Origin of the sequence: Mameliella sp. MMSF_3455 (genome assembly GCF_030733205.1) — a bacterium.
Classification (GTDB): Bacteria; Pseudomonadota; Alphaproteobacteria; order Rhodobacterales; family Rhodobacteraceae; genus Antarctobacter.
On record NZ_JASHJL010000005.1, the window covers coordinates 54,173 to 73,801 of the forward strand.

At 66.4% G+C, this 19,629-nt stretch carries 20 protein-coding genes; 4 read left to right on the forward strand and 16 right to left on the reverse strand.

What is annotated here, in order from left to right; genetic code table 11:
* Positions 1–156: 156 nt before the first annotated feature.
* The 3 genes from RBB42_RS04770 to RBB42_RS04780 are packed head-to-tail and all read right to left on the reverse strand — an operon-like array spanning position 157 to position 1,738.
* Complete coding sequence (locus tag RBB42_RS04770) at positions 157–768, reverse strand: NADH-quinone oxidoreductase subunit C (RefSeq protein ID WP_305968370.1); 612 nt, start codon at positions 766–768, stop codon at positions 157–159.
* Entirely contained in the window at positions 765–1,382 is a 618-nt protein-coding gene (locus RBB42_RS04775) for a NuoB/complex I 20 kDa subunit family protein (protein ID WP_305968371.1), read from the reverse strand. Before RBB42_RS04775 ends, RBB42_RS04770 begins: the two co-directional genes overlap by 4 nt.
* A complete protein-coding gene (locus tag RBB42_RS04780) occupies positions 1,373–1,738 on the reverse strand; it encodes an NADH-quinone oxidoreductase subunit A (RefSeq protein ID WP_305968372.1) in 366 nt (121 codons plus the stop codon). The genes RBB42_RS04775 and RBB42_RS04780 overlap by 10 nt, the downstream gene beginning before the upstream one ends.
* Before the next feature lie 307 nt (positions 1,739–2,045).
* Here RBB42_RS04780 and RBB42_RS04785 point away from each other — a divergent pair, with 307 nt between their 5' ends.
* Positions 2,046–2,771: an ATP-grasp domain-containing protein gene (locus RBB42_RS04785; RefSeq protein WP_306043607.1), complete on the forward strand. Its 726-nt coding sequence runs from the start codon at positions 2,046–2,048 to the stop codon at positions 2,769–2,771.
* Positions 2,772–2,813: 42 nt separating this feature from the next.
* Here the strand turns inward: RBB42_RS04785 and RBB42_RS04790 are convergent, their stop codons facing one another.
* The 10 genes from RBB42_RS04790 to RBB42_RS04835 all read right to left on the reverse strand — a co-directional run bounded on the left by RBB42_RS04790 (position 2,814) and on the right by RBB42_RS04835 (position 12,816).
* Positions 2,814–3,194 (reverse strand): hypothetical protein, encoded by a 381-nt coding sequence (locus RBB42_RS04790; protein WP_305968374.1) that lies wholly within the window; start codon positions 3,192–3,194, stop codon positions 2,814–2,816.
* A gap of 13 nt (positions 3,195–3,207) precedes the next feature.
* On the reverse strand, positions 3,208–3,984 hold the full coding sequence (locus tag RBB42_RS04795) for a crotonase/enoyl-CoA hydratase family protein (protein ID WP_305968375.1): 777 nt from the start codon (positions 3,982–3,984) through the stop codon (positions 3,208–3,210).
* A gap of 34 nt (positions 3,985–4,018) precedes the next feature.
* Positions 4,019–4,873 (reverse strand): hydroxymethylglutaryl-CoA lyase, encoded by an 855-nt coding sequence (locus tag RBB42_RS04800; RefSeq protein WP_305968376.1) that lies wholly within the window; start codon positions 4,871–4,873, stop codon positions 4,019–4,021.
* 14 nt (positions 4,874–4,887) lie between these two features.
* The gene (locus RBB42_RS04805; protein WP_305968377.1) at positions 4,888–5,556 is read right to left on the reverse strand and encodes a glutathione S-transferase family protein; all 669 of its coding nucleotides are present in this window, start codon (positions 5,554–5,556) and stop codon (positions 4,888–4,890) included.
* Positions 5,553–7,490 carry an ATP-binding protein gene (locus tag RBB42_RS04810; protein ID WP_305968534.1) on the reverse strand — a complete coding sequence of 646 codons (1,938 nt, stop codon included), beginning with the start codon at positions 7,488–7,490 and terminating at the stop codon, positions 5,553–5,555. Before RBB42_RS04810 ends, RBB42_RS04805 begins: the two co-directional genes overlap by 4 nt.
* A gap of 169 nt (positions 7,491–7,659) precedes the next feature.
* Positions 7,660–9,258 (reverse strand): carboxyl transferase domain-containing protein, encoded by a 1,599-nt coding sequence (locus RBB42_RS04815; protein ID WP_305968378.1) that lies wholly within the window; start codon positions 9,256–9,258, stop codon positions 7,660–7,662.
* Positions 9,259–9,274: 16 nt separating this feature from the next.
* Positions 9,275–10,822, reverse strand: a complete 1,548-nt coding sequence (locus RBB42_RS04820; protein ID WP_305968379.1) for an AMP-binding protein — start codon at positions 10,820–10,822, stop codon at positions 9,275–9,277.
* Positions 10,822–11,301: a lysozyme inhibitor LprI family protein gene (locus RBB42_RS04825; RefSeq protein ID WP_305968380.1), complete on the reverse strand. Its 480-nt coding sequence runs from the start codon at positions 11,299–11,301 to the stop codon at positions 10,822–10,824. Before RBB42_RS04825 ends, RBB42_RS04820 begins: the two co-directional genes overlap by 1 nt.
* Positions 11,298–11,603 (reverse strand): hypothetical protein, encoded by a 306-nt coding sequence (locus tag RBB42_RS04830; RefSeq protein WP_305968381.1) that lies wholly within the window; start codon positions 11,601–11,603, stop codon positions 11,298–11,300. Before RBB42_RS04830 ends, RBB42_RS04825 begins: the two co-directional genes overlap by 4 nt.
* A 49-nt stretch (positions 11,604–11,652) precedes the next feature.
* Positions 11,653–12,816, reverse strand: coding sequence for an isovaleryl-CoA dehydrogenase (locus RBB42_RS04835; protein ID WP_305968382.1), 1,164 nt, complete (start codon positions 12,814–12,816; stop codon positions 11,653–11,655).
* A 143-nt stretch (positions 12,817–12,959) separates the two neighbouring features.
* Here RBB42_RS04835 and RBB42_RS04840 point away from each other — a divergent pair, with 143 nt between their 5' ends.
* Positions 12,960–14,483, forward strand: coding sequence for a fused MFS/spermidine synthase (locus tag RBB42_RS04840; protein WP_305968383.1), 1,524 nt, complete (start codon positions 12,960–12,962; stop codon positions 14,481–14,483).
* Here the strand turns inward: RBB42_RS04840 and RBB42_RS04845 are convergent.
* Together RBB42_RS04845 and RBB42_RS04850 are read right to left on the reverse strand one after the other, a co-directional pair.
* Positions 14,446–15,687 (reverse strand): DegT/DnrJ/EryC1/StrS family aminotransferase, encoded by a 1,242-nt coding sequence (locus RBB42_RS04845; protein WP_305968384.1) that lies wholly within the window; start codon positions 15,685–15,687, stop codon positions 14,446–14,448. The two genes, RBB42_RS04840 and RBB42_RS04845, sit on opposite strands and share 38 nt — an antisense overlap.
* Positions 15,688–15,736: 49 nt before the next feature.
* Positions 15,737–15,976, reverse strand: coding sequence for a DUF2798 domain-containing protein (locus tag RBB42_RS04850; protein ID WP_305968385.1), 240 nt, complete (start codon positions 15,974–15,976; stop codon positions 15,737–15,739).
* A gap of 178 nt (positions 15,977–16,154) precedes the next feature.
* Here RBB42_RS04850 and RBB42_RS04855 point away from each other — a divergent pair, with 178 nt between their 5' ends.
* A complete protein-coding gene (locus RBB42_RS04855) occupies positions 16,155–17,459 on the forward strand; it encodes an MmgE/PrpD family protein (RefSeq protein WP_305968386.1) in 1,305 nt (434 codons plus the stop codon).
* Between the two features lie 12 nt (positions 17,460–17,471).
* Here the strand turns inward: RBB42_RS04855 and RBB42_RS04860 are convergent, their stop codons facing one another.
* Positions 17,472–18,137, reverse strand: a complete 666-nt coding sequence (locus RBB42_RS04860; RefSeq protein WP_305968387.1) for an HAD-IA family hydrolase — start codon at positions 18,135–18,137, stop codon at positions 17,472–17,474.
* Positions 18,138–18,248: 111 nt separating this feature from the next.
* Between RBB42_RS04860 and glmU the strand changes: the two genes are divergently transcribed.
* The gene (gene glmU, locus RBB42_RS04865; RefSeq protein WP_305968388.1) at positions 18,249–19,601 is read left to right on the forward strand and encodes a bifunctional UDP-N-acetylglucosamine diphosphorylase/glucosamine-1-phosphate N-acetyltransferase GlmU; all 1,353 of its coding nucleotides are present in this window, start codon (positions 18,249–18,251) and stop codon (positions 19,599–19,601) included.
* The last annotated feature ends 28 nt before the right edge of the window (positions 19,602–19,629 follow it).

A 19,629-nucleotide genomic window follows, 5' to 3' on the forward strand; every position in this document is an offset into this window, starting at 1 on the left:
TCCAGAACATGATCATGGCAATAACGGGTATCACCGTCAGAATAGCGAGCCATGAAGGCATCCCTGCCCGTGGCAGAACCCTCCAGAAAGCGAAGGGGTTGATGAGCAAAACCGCGATAGCAATCAGACCCGGCAGCCCAATGTTACCTATTCCCATCAGCCTGCCTTTTCTTCCGTCTTTTCGTCACCGGGCAGCACGTATTGCGCGCCTTCCCAAGGGGACATGAAATCGAACTGGCGGTATTCCTGCACCAGGCTCACCGGCTCGTAGACGACGCGTTTCTGCTCTTCGTCGTAGCGCACTTCGGTATAGCCCGTGGTCGGGAAATCCTTGCGCAGCGGGAAGCCGCGGAACCCGTAATCCGTCAGGATGCGGCGCAGGTCCGGATGGCCGGCAAAGAGGATGCCGAACATGTCGAAAACCTCGCGCTCGAACCAGTTGGCCGAGGGGTGAACCGACACGATCGAGGGCACCATCTCATCCTCGCGGATCGCCACGCGCAGGCGGATGCGGTGGTTCTGGTACATCGACAGGAAATGATAGACCACGTCGAACCGCTTGGGCCGCTCCGGGTAGTCCACGGCGGTGATGTCCACCAGCGAGGAAAACCGGCAGGTCGCGTCCGTCTTCAGGAACTCCACGAACCCGCGGATGTTCGAAGGCGCCACATCGACGTTCAGCTCGCCATGGGTGACGTCCCAGCCGATCACGCAGTCGGGGCGCTTGGCCTCGATATGGCCGCCCAGTTCGTTCAGCAATTCGCTCATCGCACCAATGTCCCCGTCCGGCGGATTTTCTTCTGCAGCGCCATGATGCCGTAGACCAGCGCCTCTGCCGTCGGCGGGCAGCCCGGCACATAGACGTCCACGGGCACCACGCGGTCACAGCCACGCACCACGCTGTAGGAGTAGTGGTAATAGCCGCCACCGTTGGCGCAGGAGCCCATCGAGATGACATAGCGCGGCTCCGGCATCTGGTCGTAGACCTTGCGCAGGGCCGGAGCCATCTTGTTGGTCAGCGTGCCGGCGACGATCATCAGGTCCGACTGGCGCGGGCTGGCGCGCGGCGCGGTCCCGAACCGTTCGAGGTCATAGCGCGGCATCGAGGAATGCATCATCTCGACGGCGCAACAGGCCAGGCCGAAGGTCATCCAGTGCAGCGAACCGGTACGCGCCCAGTTGATGATGTCCTCGGTCGAGGTCAGCAGAAAACCCTTGTCCTGCAGCTCGCGGTTCAGGGTCTGCGTGGCCACCTCGCGGTCGCCACCAGCGGTGTTCGAGCCGTAGGGGGACAGTGCGGATGGACCCGATTTCACGCGCGCGCCTTGTTGGCCGTCGCCCTGTACATCGGTCACATGGGCCTTGTCGTCGGTCATTCCCATTCCAATGCCCCCTTCTTCCATTCGTAGGCAAAGCCGATGGTCAGAATGCCCAGGAACACCATCATCGACCAGAAGCCCACCATCGAGACGTCCTTGAAGGCCACCGCCCAGGGAAACAGGAAGGCGATTTCAAGGTCGAAGATGATGAACAGGATCGAGACCAGGTAGAACCGGACGTCGAATTTCATCCGGGCATCGTCGAAGGCGTTGAACCCGCATTCGTAGGCGGAAACCTTTTCCGGGTCCGGGTTGCGCACGGCGAGGATCACCGCGGCAAGGATCAGGACAAGGCCGAGACCGATGGCAATGGCCAGAAAGACGAGGATGGGAAGATATTCCCGCAGCATCTCTTCCAAGACGTGGCTCCTTCAAGGATCGGGCGCTGTGGCGCTTGGCTTATTGTCCCTTATCGCTGCCATCTGGCAGGGTCAACACGAGGCGCGTGCATTCAAATCCCTGCGAACAAAAGGCTTTCCCTGAAATTGGCGGTTTTTCCTTTGTTGACAAAGGGATGCCGGAACAGGCGATGCTGCATGGCAGCACGCGCCGCGCGCAAGCGTCGCGCCCGACTTTGTGATCACGGGCCGAGAGGACGGGAATCCCGCCATGTTCAAGTGCCGCCACTTGCGCTAGCAGCCGGGAGCAGACAGGAAAGACAATCCCATGGCCGTTCACATCCTTGCTCCCGACGACACGATTTTCAGCGTGAACCGAGACATTGCGCGCGTGGGTTTTGCGCAGCTCGGCGAAGAGGTCCGGATTTTCGCGCCCGAGGACTTCGACGACCTCACGTTGGCCGCGGGGGACATCGTCGTGGGCGGCATCCGCTATGCCCGGAAGGGCATGGCACGGCTGGGCATTCCCGTGCTGGACCTCGACAGCATACCCGAGGCGCTGATGCCCTTTGCCGGGCGGCGCATCTGGCAATCGACGATGGCCGAGGCGCGACAGGTGGCGGGCAATGGCACGGCAATCTTCGTCAAGCCCCTGCCCGACCGGCCCAAGCTCTTTACCGGAACGCTGCTGTGCAGCTTCGCCGACCTGATCCCAACGGCGCATATCCCCGACGAGGAAGCGGTAATCTGTGCCGATCCGGTGGATTTCGTGACCGAATACCGTGGCTTTGTCCTGCATGGCGACCTGATCGACCTGCGACCTTACCGGGGCGATCCGCTGTGCTTCCCTGACCCCGAGGTGATCCGCGCTGCGCTGGCCGCCCAATCGAGGGCGGGCGCTCCTGCGGCCTATGCGCTGGATTTCGGGGTCACGTCTGACGGGCGGACGCTGGTGGTCGAGGTCAACGATGCCTATGCCGTTGGCGCCTATGGGCTGTCGCCGATGCGCTACGCAAGACTGATCGCGACCCGCTGGGCGGAACTGGCCGCATGACCCTGTGGCCAGGTTTCGGTGCCAAGATCCAGCGGTCGCCCTTCACCGGATCGTTGAAATCATCACATAGCCCGCCAATCCGCACATCACCAGCATCACCGGGAACCAGACGGCGCGTTCTTGCTGCGATGGGGTGATTCCGTTCAGGACGGCGCTCAGCCCACTCACGCCAAGGGCGACCCAGCCGCTCCAGCGCGGCCAACCGAGGCCGGGAAAGCCCGCCGCCGACAGGATCGCCACTGCCTGGAACAAGACCACCGGAACAGAGACCGCCGCCACCACCCGCCCGGACAGCGGCAAAGCGCCTGCGTGCCGCCCACCCTGCGTCCAGCGACCAAGCGGCGCGCCCCCGATCAACGCCAGTTGGAAAAAGACGATGGCAAGGCAGACAGTGGCATAGAGATGGGCAACCTGGATCAGCATGGCCGCCGGTCCTTCATGCCCAGGGCGCGGGCCGCTTGTCGAAAAAGGCGGCGATCCCTTCCTGCGCCTCCGATGTCTCCCAGCGGTCGGCAAGGGCGTCGATGGCCCCGTCGACCTCGGCCTCGGTGACTTCTCCTCCCAGGCGCCGCAACAACGCCTTGGCGTCCCGAACCGCCCCCGGCGCACAGGCCAACGGCAAAGCGACCTCTGCCGCGACGGCCTCGTCCAATTGATCCGCCGGAACCGCCCGGTTCAGCAGTCCCAGCGCCACGGCCTCGTCAGTGCCAAAGATACGTCCGTTCATGAAGATTTCCTGCGCCTTCACAGCGCCCATCCGGGCCATGACATAGGGCCCGATATTGGCCGGTATCAGCCCCAGCTTGACCTCGGTCAGACCGAACTTCACCCCCTCGGCGGCCAGCGCAATGTCACACACGCAGATCAGCCCCAGCCCGCCGCCAAAGGCATTGCCCTGCACCTTGCCGATCAGGGGTTGCGGCAGCGCATAAAGCGCGCCCAATGCCTTGGCGATGCGCGAGGATTCCTCGCGCCGCGTCGCCCGGTCCATCTCGAACTGTTCGCGCATCCAGGCCAGGTCACCGCCGGCGCAAAAGGACTTGCCCTCTGCCGACAGGACAACCACTTTCACCTCCGGGTCTGCCGCCAGGCTGTGCGCCGTGGCCTCCAGCTCGGTCATCATCTGCGCGGACAGCGCATTGTGCTTGTCGGCCCGGCGCAGCCTGATCTCCGCCACGCCCCGCGTGTCGCGCGATACCCCGATCAACTCCATCTCGTCCCTTTCAATCCGTTGCCCAGCGAACCAGTCACGTCCCACGCATGGCGCGCGCCATCTGGGCGGCCTTGTCCAGGACGACACGATCCAGCCCGGTGACATAGCCCCGAGCAACCAGGTGATCGTGCACCGCCTCCGTTGCCACGTTGCCCGCCGCACCCGGCGCATAGGGGCATCCCCCCAACCCGCCGACCGCCGCATCGAATACCCGCAAGCCTCGCGCCAGCGCCACGTCGATGTTCTCCAGCGCCCGACCGGATGTATCGTGGAAATGCCCTGCCAGCTGCGCCGCGGGCATCTCGTCCAGCACGACGGACAGCATGGCATCCACCGCCTCCGGCCGCCCCCGCCCGATGGTGTCCCCCAGAGAAACCTCGTAACAGCCCATGTCCCGCAAGGCCGCAACCACCCGGGCCACGGCCGCGGGCGCCACCGCCCCGTCGTAGGGACATTCCACCACGCAGGACACATAGCCACGCACGGGCAGTCCCGCCTCGCGCGCCGCCTCGGCCACAGGCACGAAGCGCGCCAGCCCTTCCTCGACCGTGGCGTTGATATTGGCCTTCGAGAAGCCCTCGGACGCCGCGCCGAACACCGCCACCTCGTCCGCCTTCGCCGCCAGCGCGCGCTCCAACCCCTTCAGGTTCGGCGTGAGCGCCGCGTAGGAGACGCCCCGCACCCGCGCAATTCCCGCCAGGACCTCTCCGGAATCCGCCATCTGCGGCACCCATTTCGGACTCACGAAAGAGGCGCATTCGATCCGCCGAAACCCCGCGCCGGACAGCAGGTCCACCAGCGCCACCTTCTCCGCCGTGGGGATGGCGCGTTTCTCGTTCTGCAACCCGTCGCGCGGGCCCACCTCGAAGATCTCGACCGTCTCGCTCATCTTCTCTCTCCGGTTCACTCCTCCGGCACCGGGTAGAAGTCGCGCGCATAGAACCGCTGCGGCCCTTCACGCTTGACCGCCCGCCGATATCCGGCCCGTTTCTCCATCCGCGCGCGATATGCCCGAAGGCGCGGAAACCCGTCCATCTCGACATAGTAAGGCGCGGCAAAAAGGTTGAACCCCATCATGATGTCCGCCGCCGAGAATCCACCGGGCAAGAGCCAACCGGCCTCGTCCAGCGCCTCTTCCATGCCGCGCAGGGTCTGGCGCAGACGCGCCACGTGCAGCTTGACAACCACCGGTGCAGGCTTTGCCGGCGGGCGCAGGAAAACCATCTGCAGGTTCAGGTTCTCGATCAGGCTGGCCATCGTCTCGGCATAGTGGAGCCATTGCAGGAAGGCGGGGCGCTCCGGGTGATCCGACGCGCAGGTCAGTTCCGGCGCCAGCCGCTCCGAGAGGTATTCCACGATGGCGCCGGATTCGCTCATCTCCAGCCCGTCCCATTCGATCGCCGGGATGCGGATCGCAGGAGAGACGCGCGCCAGACCGCTTTCGCGCATCTCGGGCGTGCCGATGCGGTGCTCGATCACCTCCAGCCCGCCGAACCGGTCCGGGCCGATCTCCTCGATCAGCCAGAGGACGCGAAAGCTGCGGCCGTACTGGACGTGGTGCAGGCGGATCATCCGTCTTCCCCCAGCAGCACCAGCGGCGCACCCGCCTCGACCTGATCGCCCTCGGCCACCAAGACCTCCGAGACCACGCCAGCACGGCCAGCGCGCATGGTATGCTCCATCTTCATGGCTTCCAGAACGACCAGCCGGTCGCCCTCGGCAACCTCCTGGCCCAGGCCCACATGGACAGAGACGACCCGCCCGGGCATCGGCGCCAGGGCCCCGTCCAGGGCCCCTGCCGCCGCGGCGCCCCGCGCCAGCGGGTCGGGCAGGTCAAAGCCGATCCCGTAGTGGGCAAAGACCGTCACCTGCCCCTCTGCCAGGTGCGCACCGGAAGCCGGGCTGCCGTCGAAGGACCACCCGCGCAGGCCCCGCCGTGCGTCAATCACCTGCCCGTCGACCGAGATCAGCGCCGCATCCGGCCCCTTGACCATGACGCCCACGTCGCGCTGCTCACCGGCCTGCTTCAGCACCACCCTGCGCCATTCCGGCCGCCAGAGCGCAAAGCCGGTCTCCCAGCCCGTGGCCTCTGTCAGCCCGAGTGCCGTCAGCGCCGCCTCGGCCCAGATCACCGGCGTGATCTCGGGCTGTGCGGTCAGGGCATCGATGTCGCGGGCGATCAGTCCGGTGTCCACCTCGCCCCGCGCGAACCCTGCGTGTTCCGCAAGCGCGCCCAAAAAGGCCAGGTTCGTCACCGTGCCCGCCACCCGGCTGTTGCGCAGCCCCCGCGCCAGTCGCTGCAGGGCCACGGCCCGGGTGGGCCCATGCGCCACCAGCTTGGCAATCATCGGGTCGTAGTGCGGGCTGATGGCATCGCCCGCCCGCACGCCGGCTTCGGCGCGCAGACCCTCGGGGAACGTGAGGTCCGACAAGGTCCCCGTGGCAGGCAGGAAACCCGCCGGCACGTCCTCGGCATAGAGCCGCGCCTCGAAGGCGTGGCCGTAGATCGCCAGGTCCTCCTGCCGTGCGGGCAGGGGTTCGCCCGCAGCAACGCGGATCTGCCATTCCACCAGGTCGACGCCACAGATTTCCTCGGTCACCGGGTGTTCCACTTGCAGGCGGGTGTTCATCTCCATGAACCAGAACCCGTCGGGGCGCAGGCCGTTCGCTCCATCGACGATGAATTCCACCGTGCCTGCGCCCTTGTAGCCGATGGCCTCGGCCGCGCGCACGGCGGCGGCGCCCATCGCGGCGCGCATCTCCTCGGTCATTCCGGGCGCGGGCGCCTCCTCGATCACCTTCTGGTGGCGGCGCTGCAGCGAGCAGTCACGTTCGAACAGGTGCACCGCGCGCGTCCCGTCGCCAAAGACCTGCACCTCGATGTGCCGGGGCCGCTGGATGTATTTCTCGATCAGGACCGCATCATTGCCGAAGGCGGTCAGCGCCTCGGCCTTGGCCCGTTCCAGTGCATCGACGAACTCCTCCGGGTCCTCGACCAGCCGCATGCCCTTGCCGCCGCCGCCCGCGACCGCCTTGATCAGCAGCGGATAGCCGACACGGTGTGCCTCGACCTCCAGGTGACCGGGGTCCTGGTCCTCGCCCATGTATCCGGGCACCACCGGCACGCCGGCCTCGTCCATCAGCCGCTTGGCCGCGTCCTTGAGCCCCATCTGCCGGATCGCCTGCGCCGAGGGGCCGATGAAAGTCAGTCCCGCCGCCTCGACCGCCTCGACGAAATCGGGATTCTCGCTGAGAAAGCCGTAGCCGGGATGGATCGCCTGCGCGCTTGTCGCCTGCGCTGCCTCGATGATCCGGTCCGTCCTCAGGTAGCTTTGCGACGGCGCCGCTCCGCCGATACAGACCGCCTCGTCTGCCAATGTCACGTGCAACGCCTCGGCATCCACGTCCGAATGCACCGCCACCGTGCGCAGGCCCATCGCCCGGGCGGTACGGATGACACGGGCCGCGATCTCGCCCCGGTTCGCAATCAGGATGGTGTCAAACATGGTCATCGCCCCTTGCCTCCTGCCGGTCCAACGCGGAGGGCCGTGAGGGGCCAGCCCCTCACACTCCCCGGAGTACTTTCAGCCCAAAGAAACACCGACGCCGGGGCCACCGGTTTTACGATCGTGACAAGATTCTTGATGTCTTGCATGGTTTCCGTCCTCATCGCGATCACATCCGGAACACGCCAAAGCGCGTCTCTTCGACGGGTTTGTTCAGCGCCGCGCGCAGGGACAGTGCCAGCACCTGCCGGGTCTTGCGCGGGTCGACGATGCCGTCATCCCAGAGCCGGGCCGAGGCATACAAGGGGTGCGACTGTTCCTCGAACATCTCCAACGTCGGGCGCTTGAACTCGGCCTCTTCCTCCTCGGACCAGGTACCGCCCGACCGTTCGATGGCGTCGCGTTTCACGGTGGCCAGCACACCCGCCGCCTGGGCGCCGCCCATGACCGAGATCCGGCTATTGGGCCATGTCCAGAGGAACCGAGGCTGGTAGGCGCGGCCCGCCATGCCGTAGTTGCCCGCCCCGAAACTGCCGCCGACCAACACCGTCACCTTGGGCACGGACGTGGTGGCCACCGCCGTCACCATCTTGGCGCCGTGGCGCGCGATGCCCTCGTTCTCGTACTTGCGACCCACCATGAAACCGGTGATGTTTTGCAGGAAAACCAAAGGGATCCGCCGTTGCGAGCATAGCTCGACGAAATGCGCGCCCTTGGACGCGCTTTCCGAGAAGAGCACGCCGTTGTTGGCGATGATCCCGACATCCATGCCCTCGAGCTTGGCGAAGCCGCAGACCAGCGTCTCGCCGAAGCGGGGCTTGAACTCGTCGAAGTAGGAGCCATCCACGATCCGCGCGATGACCTCGCGAATGTCGTAGGGCGTGCGCAGGTCCGCGGGCACCACGCCCAGCAGCTCGTCCGGGTCATAGGCGGGCGCCTCGCCCTGCAAGGCCGGCGCCAGGATGCCGCCGCCAAGCGATCCCACCGCCCGACGCGCAAGGGCCAGTGCGTGGGCGTCGTCCTCGGCCAGGTAGTCGGCCACACCAGACAGGCGCGTGTGCACGTCGCCGCCGCCAAGGTCTTCGGCTGTCACCACCTCGCCCGTCGCCGCCTTGACCAATGGCGGCCCGGCCAGAAAGATCGTGCCCTGTTCCTTGACGATGATCGAGACATCCGACATCGCGGGCACATAGGCCCCGCCCGCCGTACAACTGCCCATGACCACGGCGATCTGGGCGATGCCCTTGGCTGACATCCGCGCCTGGTTGTAGAAAATCCGCCCGAAATGGTCGCGGTCGGGGAACACCTCGTCCTGGTTGGGCAGGTTGGCGCCGCCGCTGTCCACAAGGTAGACGCAGGGCAGTTCGTTTTCCTCGGCGATCTCCTGCGCGCGCAGGTGTTTCTTGACGGTCATCGGGTAGTAGGTGCCGCCCTTCACGGTGGCATCGTTGCAGATCACCATGACTTGCCGCCCCTGAACCAGACCGATGCCCGCAATCACCCCCGCACAGGGCGCCGCGCCGCCGTACATGCCATGCGCCGCCGTCGTTCCGACCTCGAGGAAGGGCGATCCGGGATCGAGAAGGTTGGCCACCCTCTCGCGCGGCAGCATCTTGCCCCGGCTCAAATGCCGGTCGCGCGCCTTTTCCCCGCCGCCGGACATGGCCAGCGCGGCAGCCTCCTGGATCTGGTCGAGCGCTTCGAGATGGGCCGCGCGGTTGGCTTCAAAGGCCTCTCCCGCCGTCAGCACCTGCGATTGCAGTTTCATGTCCCTGTCCCCTTGTTCAATCCTGCACGGTCTCGGCCGCCGCGCGCGCTTTCAGGTCCTTGCGGATCACCTTGCCCGTCACCGTCATCGGCAAGGCATCCAGAAAATCGATTTCCCTTGGATAGGAATAGCTTGCAAGCCGTTCCTTCACCCATTCCTGCAAGGTCCCGGCGTCGACCTCTGCGCCCGGTTTGCGGACCACATAGGCCTTGACGATCTCTGTTCGCAGCGGGTCGGGCTTGCCCACGACGCCCACAGTGGCGACAGCGGGATGGGTGAGCAGGCAGTCCTCGATTTCCGCCGGACCGATGCGGTAGCCGGCAGAGGTGATGACGTCATCCTCGCGGCCCACGAAACGGATAAAGCCCTCTTCCAACGTGCCCCGATCGCCCGTCACCAGCCAATCCCCGCGGAATTTCTCCTCCGTGGCCTCGGGCCGGTTCCAGTATTCCAGCATCATCGAGGCGCAGCCGCGCCGCACGGCGATATCGCCTTCGCCATCCACCGGCGCACCGTCCTCGGAGATCACGGCAATGTCAAAGCCCGGCACCGCCCGCCCCAAAGCGCCCGGCCTCGGATCGAAAAGCGCCGCACAGGACGAGGCCACCATGTTGCATTCGGTCTGGCCGTAGAATTCGTTGATCGTGACACCCAGCGCCGCGCGCCCCCAGGCCAGCATCTCGGGCCCCAGCGGCTCGCCGCCACTGGCAACAGAGCGCAGCCCGGTGATCCGGGCGTCGGACGCCTTCAGGATGCGCAGGGCCGTTGGCGGAAAAAATACATTCCGAACAGCATGTTCCGAGATGATCCTTGTGCATTCATCGACGTCGAACCGCCGCATTCGCGCCGCGGCCACCGGCACCCCCAGCGCCAGTCCCGGCATCAGCACGTCAAACAAACCGCCGATCCAGGCCCAGTCGGCGGGCGTCCAAAGGACATCCACCGGCTGGCCCAGGAAGTCATGGCTCATCTCCACTCCCGGCAGGTGCCCGGTCAGGACATGGTGCCCGTGCAGCGCGCCCTTGGGCGTGCCCGTCGTGCCCGAGGTGTAGATCAACACGGCGGGGGTCTCTGGCCCGCTGTCAAACGCCGGGCCTCCGGCCCCCTCGGACGGCAGATCCTCCTCGCGCACCACAGCGAGGTCGAAAGGTGCCAGCATTCCGGCGCCCTCCGCATCCGTGACCACCACGCGCGCACCGCTGTCCGACAGGCGCGACCGCAGCGCATCCTCTCGGAACAGCATGAAGAGCGGTACGGAAATCGCCCCCATCCGCCAGCAGGCCAGGTGCGCGGCAGCGCATAGCGGCGACTGGCTGAGCAATACGCCCACCCGGTCGCCCGACCCCACGCCGCGTGCCAAGAGCGCCGCCTGCACCCGCCGCGACAGGGTCGCCAGCGCGCCGTAGCTCACCGCCGTGCCGCTGGAATGATCCAGGATGGCCACGCGATCCGGGTCTTGCCGCGCCCACGCATCGCAGGCCTGTTCGGCCATGTTCAGCCGCGCCGGAAGGTTCCAGCGAAAGCCCGCGCGCAGCGCATCATATGTGGGGGCAGAGGTCAGCATCAGCCCGGCGTCACCATGCTTTCGATGTACCAGGTCTGTTCGGCGGTCTCGCGCAGCAGGCATTCGACACCGGCGGGCCCGGCGCCGGTTCCGCCGCCCCAGTGACTGCGGGCATAGGCACATTTGGCGTCACGGTAGGTGATCCAAGCTCGTTGCATCTCGCGCAGGGCCTCCTCTTGCGAGGGGCCAAAGCCTGCGTTTTCGATATCGGCCTGTTTCGCGTAGCGGATCGCAAAGGCATAAGAGTCATTCAGGCGGGCGTCCCACCAGTCCAGTTCGCGCGCGTAGCAACCGCTGAGGACCATGGTGGCATATCCGTTGTCCTCGACGCAGGCCTCGGCTGCCAGCCCGATGCAACTGCGGAACTCCGCGCCCGATCCCAGGCAGCTTTCGGTTGCGCGCTGGGAAAAGACCAGGTCCTGCGCCGCGGCTGGCGTCGACAGACCGGCCGCAACAATGGCAAAGGCAATGAATTTCATGTGCTTGGCTCCTTCATCCTGTCGCCCTCCGCCGGTTTGCCCGTGACCAGGCCGCCAAAACGGTTCACCCGGTAGACCCGCCGATCCTGACCCGTGCCGCAGCGTATGACCAGCCAGACCTCGGCCCCCGGAACCGCCGTGCAATCCGCCGCCCGTGCGCCGGTCTCGGCCATGTAGCGGGCGGCATAGCTCTCGATCGCCATGCTCTCCGTCAGGTTGGCCGCGATCCAGCCGGCCCGAAAGGCCAGCACCGCGCCCAGCGTCACCAGAACCGCCAACGGCAGCCAGAGCAGCAGCCGCATGTTCACCGGAACCGCCCCATCCTGTCGGACATGGGCGCGGCGCAACTCATCAGGACATGGCCCCCATCAGCTCGCGCCCGACCAGCATCCGGCGGATTTCCGACGTGCCCGCGCCGATCTCCATCAGCTTGGCATCGCGGAAGATCCGCGCGACCGGCGCATCGTTCAGGAAGCCCGCGCCGCCCATCGCCTGCACCGCCTGATGCGCCTGCACCATCGCCTGCTCCGAGGCGTAGAGACAGCAGGCCGCCGCATCCTGCCGGGTGACCTCGCCTCGGTCGCAGGCCTTGGCGACCTCGTAGACATAGGCGCGGGCGGAATTCATCGCCGTGTACATGTCGGCAATCTTGCCCTGCATCAGCTGAAAGTTCCCGATCGACTGGCCGAACTGCTTGCGCTCGACCATGTAGGGCATGATCTCGTCCATGCAGGCGGCCATGATGCCCAGGCCGATGCCTGCCAGCACGACCCGTTCATAGTCCAGCCCGGACATCAGCACGCGCACACCCTTGCCCTCTTCGCCAAGGATGTTTTCGAACGGAACCTCGACATCCTCGAAGATCAGTTCGGCGGTGTTCGATCCGCGCATCCCCAGCTTGTCGAAATGCGGGCTGGTGGAAAATCCCTTCATCGACTTCTCGACGAGGAAAGCGGTGATACCCTTGGCCCCGGCGTCCGGGTCTGTCTTGGCGTAGACCACCAGCGTGTCGGCGTCGGGGCCGTTGGTGATCCAGTACTTGTTGCCATTCAGGACAAACCGGTCGTTCCGCTTTTCGGCACGCAGTTTCATGCTGACGACATCCGACCCGGCAGAAGGCTCTGACATGGCCAGTGCGCCCACATGCTCGCCCGAGATCAGGCCCGGCAGGTATTTCCGGCGCTGTTCGTCCGTGCCGTTCAGCTTGATCTGGTTTACGCAGAGATTGGCATGGGCGCCGTAGGAGAGCGAGACGGAGGCCGAGGCGCGCGCCACTTCCTCGACCGCGACCGTATGAGCGAGATAGCCCATGCCTGCGCCACCGAATTCCTCGGGCACGGTGATCCCCAGCAGGCCCAGGTCGCCCATCTCGCGCCACAGAGCGGCGGGAAACTCGTTGCTGCGGTCGACCTCGGCCGCCATGGGCTTGACCCGCTCCTGCGCCCACTTGTGCACCATCTCCTGCAGCGCAAGCACATCCTCGCCCAGGTCAAACTTCATTGTCGCCAGAAACACGCCCGCTCCTCCCAAAGTAATGAACGCTTGTTCATTTAACGCGAGCAAGCGAGTCGGGTCAATGGGCTTGGTTGCAACAACGGGGCCCGAAACTGCGTGCCCTTGCCGCTTGACCGCCGCCGCGCGGCTGACCTAATGGCCGCATGACCGCACCCACATCCCCGCACGCCCCGCTCTGGCTGATGATCCTTTTGCAGGCCACGGTCTCTGCCGCCAGCATGGTGGTCGAGATCGTCGCCGGGCGCATGATCGCGCCCTATGTCGGCATGAGCCTCTACACCTGGACCGCCATTATCGCCGTGGTCCTGGCCGGCCTGTCGGTCGGGCACTGGTGGGGTGGACGGATCGCAGTGCTGGAAACGGGCCGCGCCCTGCGCCGGGCGGCCTGGTGCATGGTGGCGGCGGCGCTGGCCACCGCTGGCGCCTCTCTGCTGCTGCGGGCCACGGCGGGGCCGGTGCTGGGCGCACTGACGCATCCCCTGGCGGCGATCACGGCGATTTCCTCACTGGCCTTCTTCCTGCCCTCGCTCTTTGCCGGAGTGCCCGCGCCCATCCTCAGCGTCGCGGCGATGCGCGGACGCCAGAAATCGGAACAGGCACTTGGGGCGATGTTCGCCGCCGGGGCCGTTGGCGCCATCGCGGGCACGCTTCTGGCCGGGTTCCTCTTCGTCGCCTGGCTCGGCTCGGTCGCCTCGCTGACGGTGATCGCGGCGGTCTACGCGGTCTCGGCCCTGGCCTGCCTAGCCCTTGCGGGCGCATCGCGCGGACAGTGGGTGACGGCGGGCGGCACCTTGGCGCTGGCCCTGCTGCTGACGGTGTCGGCGCTGCGCCTGCCCGCCGTCTGCGACCGCGAAAGCAGCTATTTCTGCATCCGCACCGTGCAATTGTCCGAGAACGCCGAGGCGCCGGTGCGCCTGATGGTGCTGGATCACCTGGCCCACGGGATCAGCGCGCGCGAAGATCCGCGCGTGATGTTCACGGACCATACCGCCATGCTGGACGCCCTGCCCCGGATGCGCATAGGGGATCGCGACTTTACCTCGTTCCATATCGGCGGCGGCTCTTACTCCGTGCCGCGCGCCTGGGCGGATCGCGGTATTACCGGCATCACCGTGGCCGAGATCGACCCGGAGGTGACCGCGCGCGCCGTGGCGGATTTCTGGTTCGACCCAGACACCGTCACCGTCCTGCACCGTGACGCGCGCATCGCGCTGCGCGACAGCGCCGCGCCATTTGATGTCATCATCGGCGATGCCTTTACCGATATTGCCGTTCCCGAACACCTGGTCACGCGCGAGTTCTTTGAACTGGTCCGTGACCGACTTGCCCCGGAAGGCGTCTTTGCGATGAACCTGATCGACAGCACCGACCGGCTGGATGCGCTGGCCGCCATCGTGGAAACCCTGCGCGCGGTCTTTCCCAGCGTCGAGGTCTGGACCGAGGCACGCCCGCCTGAACCGGGAGAACGGCGGATCTTCGTCCTGCTGGCGGGCGCCCAGGACAGTCCGGTCTCAACCATCACCACCCGTGCCCCGCAAGAGATCCGCTTTGCCGCGCTGGGACCGGAGTTCATCGACAGCGTGCTGACGGCCAAGGAGCCGATGGTCCTGACCGACGACCACGCGCCGGTCAGCCGGCTGATGGGGCTGGACCCGGTGATCGACTAGGCGGCCTTCCCCCCCGCGCCTGAAAGACCGCGCCGACCTCGGCCCGGATGATCCGGGCGATCAGCGCGCAATCGTCTAGGCTGAAGGTCAGCGGCAGGCGCATGTCCAGAAGGCCGCGCAGGATACGGTCGGTCTGTGGCATCGGCTCGGACGGGGCATAGCGCCAGCTGTCATAGCGCGAGGTGAACCCGCTGGGCTCGGCCCCGCCGAACCACTTGAGCTCCACGCCGCGCGCGGCACAGCGCGACAGAACGTCCTGCACCGCCTCGCCGCTCCAGCCCGGCAGCAGGAACTGGATCGAAGAGCCGACGTAACGCTCTTCCTGCGGCCGCCGCGGCAGGTGCAGGCCGGGCGTCCCGCGCAAGCCCTCCTCGACCACCGCATAACGGTCATTCCAGCGGTCCGCCTGGGCGTCCAGCGCCCGCAACTGGGGGCGCAGGATCGCCGCGCGCAGGTTGTCCATCCGCCCCGAGACATTGGGCGTCGTGTATTTCACCCGTTCAAAGACCTCCGGCCCCGGCGCCGCGAGGTGCCGTTCATACAGCATGTAGGACCCCGACAGCATCACCGCGCGCGCCGCGATCTCCTCGTCATCAGTGACAAGCAGCCCGCCCTCGCCGGAATTCACATGCTTGTAGGTCTGCATCGAAAAACAGCCGACGGCGCCATGACGCCCCGATGGGACACCGTTCCAAGCCGCGCCCATCGTATGGGCGCAATCCTCGATCACGGTGATCCCCGCCGCGTCGCAGATCGCCATCAGGCGGTCCATGTCGCACAGGTGCCCGCGCATGTGGCTCAGCATCAGGATCCGCGCGCGATCCGCCTTTGCCTCCAGGTCGCCCAGGTCGATCACCAGGTCCTCGGTCACGCCGACATAGACCGGCACGGCGCCCGCACCGGCAATCGCCCCCGGTACCGGCGCCAGCGTAAAGGCATTGGTCAGCACCGGCTCACCCGGTTGGACGCCCACCGCTCGCAAGGCGCAGCCAAGCGCATAGCCCCCCGAGGCCACCGCCAGGCAATAACGCGCCCCTGTCTGGGCGGCGAATTCCTGTTCCAGCAGCGCCGCCTCCGCGGTCTCTCCTGCAAGGGTGTTGTATCGGTGCAGCCGTCCGCCCCGCATGACCTCGACTGCGGCGGCGATGGCCTCCTCGGGGATCGGCTCCTGCTGGGTGAATGTGCCGGTAAAACGCTCTGTCATCCGTCTTTGATGCCGCCTTGACCGGGCGTGGTCAATTCCCCTCCGCGCATCAGGCGGAGCGATCCTCTGTCACGGTCAGCCGTGCCACGAGACGACGCACCAGCGGTGCAATGACCAGGACGCCGGGAAAGGCCAGCAGCCAGCTGGACAGCCATGCCCCCATCCAGAGCGAGAGGATATCGGCGGTCAGACCCGCGTTCTTGAGTGTCGCGACCAGCGACACCAGCAGGGACATCAGCCCGGACAAGAGCAGGCTGAACAGCACATGGGCATATCTGGCGGGAATCATCGGCCACGTCCTTTCACGGAATTGCGGCTTGTCGTTAGCATTCCCACAGCCAAAGGACACGCGCACCGGTTCAAATCGGACCTAACCCGGCGCACAAAGCCTTCGTTTCCGACACACCGGGGGCAATCCTGTCGCGATCCGCGCAGAATCCGTGCAGACGGGGTCAAAGACTTGAGGCATGAGCGATGTCCTGAGCTTCATCCACACCCTGTACTGGGACGACTTGCCCCAAGGCGTTCAGGCCCAGGCGAAACGGTGCCTGCGCGACCTGATCGGTGTCGCGGCGGGCGGGCTTGGCACAGACCTGTCGCGGATCATCCGCGACCACGCGGCCGAGGACATGCCGGGTACGACACCGCTGCTTTTCGACAGCCGATCCGCCGCGCCGGCGGCGGCGGCGATGGCCGCGGGCATGACCATCGACAGCCTCGACGGGCACGACGGCTATAACCCGTCCAAGGGGCACATCGGTTGCCCCCTGCTGCCCGCGCTGCTGGTCTTTGGTCACCGGGCGCGGGTCTCGGGGCGGGACTTCCTTGCCGCGTTGGTCATGGGATATGAATTCGGCGCCCGAGTGGCCGAGGCCCAGCACGCCACCTGCCCCGACTACCACACCTCGGGCAGCTGGGGCGCGGTGACGGCGGCAGCGGGGGGCGCGCGCCTTCTGGGGCTGTCCGCCGAAAAAACGTGGCAGGCGCTTGGGATCGCGGAATACCATGGACCGCGCAGCCAGATGATGCGCTGCATCGACTGGCCGACGATGGTCAAGGACGGCTCCGGCTGGGGCGCCATGTGCGGTGTCTCGGCGGTGCAGCTTGCGCAGCGCGGCTTTACCGGCGCCCCCGCGATCACGGTCGAACAGGCGCCGCAGTTCTGGACCGGATTGGGCGAGGACTGGCGTATCCTGCGGCAGTATTTCAAACCCTACCCGGTCTGCCGCTGGGCGCAGGCACCGGTCGAAGGCGTGCTGGCATTGCGGCGGGCGCATGGGTTGACCTCGGGCGAGGTCGACCGGATCGAGGTCGAGAGCTTTCACGAGGCGATCCGCCTTGCCACCGCCCGTCCCCGAACCACCGAAGAGGCGCAGTATTCGACCTCTTTCCCCTGTGCCGTGGCCATGGTGCGCGGAACCTTGGGTCCAGAAGATCTCGACGGCGACAGCCTGCGCGACCCCGAGATCCTGCGCCTGTCCGAGGGGTTGATCATGTCCGAAGAGGCCCATGCCAACGCGGTCTTTCCTGGCACGCGACTGGCACGGGTGCGGCTGCGCCTGCGTGATGGACGCATACTACAAGGCGACTGGGTGCAACCGCGCTGGGATGCAGAGGCGCCGCCGACAGAGGCGGAACTGGCCGGAAAATACCGCGCCCTGGCGGACCCGATCCTGGGACCGGACCGCGCCCGGGCCATCGACAGGGCCATCGGCCAGCTTGAAACCAGGCCGCTGTCCGCGCTGACCGATCTGCTGTACCTCGCGCCCTGACGGTCTGTCCGGTTATCCGATCAGCCGCCGCACAACGCCGGACAACTCCTCGAAATGGTCAATCACGCCTTCCGGGTTCAACGCCCTGACCGCCTGCCCCTCGGGCGCGAAGGTGACGAGGACCGAGGGCACGCCCGCCGCTGCGGCTGTCTTGCGGTCCGTGTCGCTGTCGCCGACCAAAAGGGACGCCTCACGCAGACCGCCGCAACCCTCGACAGCCGCCCAGTAGGGCGCCACGTCCGGCTTGCGTGTCGGTCCCGTGTCGGCCCCGATCAGCGAGCCGAATAGCCCGCGCACCCCCAACCGTTCCAGCAGAACCCGGGCCAGCGCCTCGGGCTTGTTTGTGCAGATGCCCACCGCGTAATCCGCGCGGCGCAGGGCCTCGACCGCCTCGACCGCACCGTCATACAGCCGCGTATGGGTGTCGATCGCCGCGCCGTAATAATCCAGCAAATGCGGATACCAGGCGTCCACCACGGCCTCGTCCATGCGGCCCGCACGCGTCAGCCCCTCGGTCAGCATCCGCCGACCACCGCGCAATGCCACGCCTGCATCGACGGCCGGATCAAGGCGCACCGCCTCTCCCATTCCCTCGAAACAGGCATTGGCGGCGGCGATCAGGTCGCCGCTGGTATCCGCCAAGGTACCGTCCAGATCAAAGATTACGCATTTCTTCATTTGCCGCCCCTGCTGTCACATGCCGCAACCTGCCGTGATCCACGCCACCTTGCGCCACTCGGACACTCCGATAAAACGGGCGCGAAAAAGAGGCAATTCCGGAGCAGCCTGATGAGCACAGCCCTGATCGTACTTGCCGCAGGCAAGGGCACTCGCATGAACTCGGACCAGCCCAAGGTTCTGCACCGGATCGCGGGGGCGCCGATGCTCTGGCACGCGCTGCGTGCTGGCGCCGCGCTGGAGCCCGAGCGGACGGTGGTCGTGGGCGGACATGGGTTCGAGGCGGTGGCCAAGGCCGCCCGCGACCATGACCCCGAACTTGCCGTGGTCGAACAGGCCGAACAACTGGGCACCGGCCACGCGGTCCGCATCGCGCTGCCCGAGCTGGACGGGTTCGAAGGCGACGTGGTGGTGCTCTACGGCGATACCCCCTTCATCTCGCCCGACACGCTGGAGGCGATGCGGGCGGCGCGCGCCACGCATGACGTCGTGGTGCTGGGGTTCGAAGCCGCGGACCCGGCGCGCTATGGGCGGCTGGTGATGGAGGGGGATGATCTGGTCAAGATCGTCGAATTCAAGGACGCCAACGATGAAGAACGCGAGATAACCCTCTGCAATTCCGGCGTGATTGCGGCCGACGCCGGCCTGTTGGCCGAGATGCTGGCCAAGGTCGGCAACGACAATGCCAGCGGTGAATACTACCTGACGGATGTGCCGGGACTTGCCCGTGCACAGGGCAAGACCGCAACTGTCGTCCGCTGCCCCCAGGCAGAGACCCTGGGCGTGAATTCGCGCACCGACCTGGCCCATGCCGAGGCCGCCTTTCAGGCCGCCGCGCGGGCAGACCTGCTGGAACTTGGCGTGACCCTGCAGGCGCCAGAGACAGTGCACCTGGCCTGGGACACCGCGATAGGCCGCGATGCCGAGATCGAGCCGAACGTGGTTTTTGGCCCCGGCGTCACGGTGGAATCCGGCGCCCGCATCCGCGCCTTTTCGCATCTCGAAGGTTGCCACGTCAGCCGTGGCGCCATCGTCGGGCCCTATGCGCGGCTGCGCCCGGGCGCCGAACTGGCCGAGGATGTGCACGTCGGCAATTTTGTCGAGATCAAGAACGCGGTCCTCCACGAGGGGGCCAAGGCCAACCACCTGACCTATATCGGCGACGCCGAAATCGGCGAAAAGACCAACATCGGCGCGGGCACGATCACCTGCAACTATGACGGCGTGTTCAAGCATCGTACCGTGATCGGCAAACACGCCTTCATCGGCTCGGACACGATGCTGGTCGCGCCGGTCAAGGTTGGCGATGGTGCCATGACAGGATCGGGATCGACCATCACCTCGGATGTGCCGGCGGGGGCGCTGGCGATCGCGCGTGGCAAGCAGGAGAACAAGCCGGGACTGGCGGAGAAACTGATGAACATGCTGCGCGCGAAAAAGGCCAAGCAGAAGGCAAGCGCCTGACCTGGCGAAATTTTTTGAGACGAGGGAT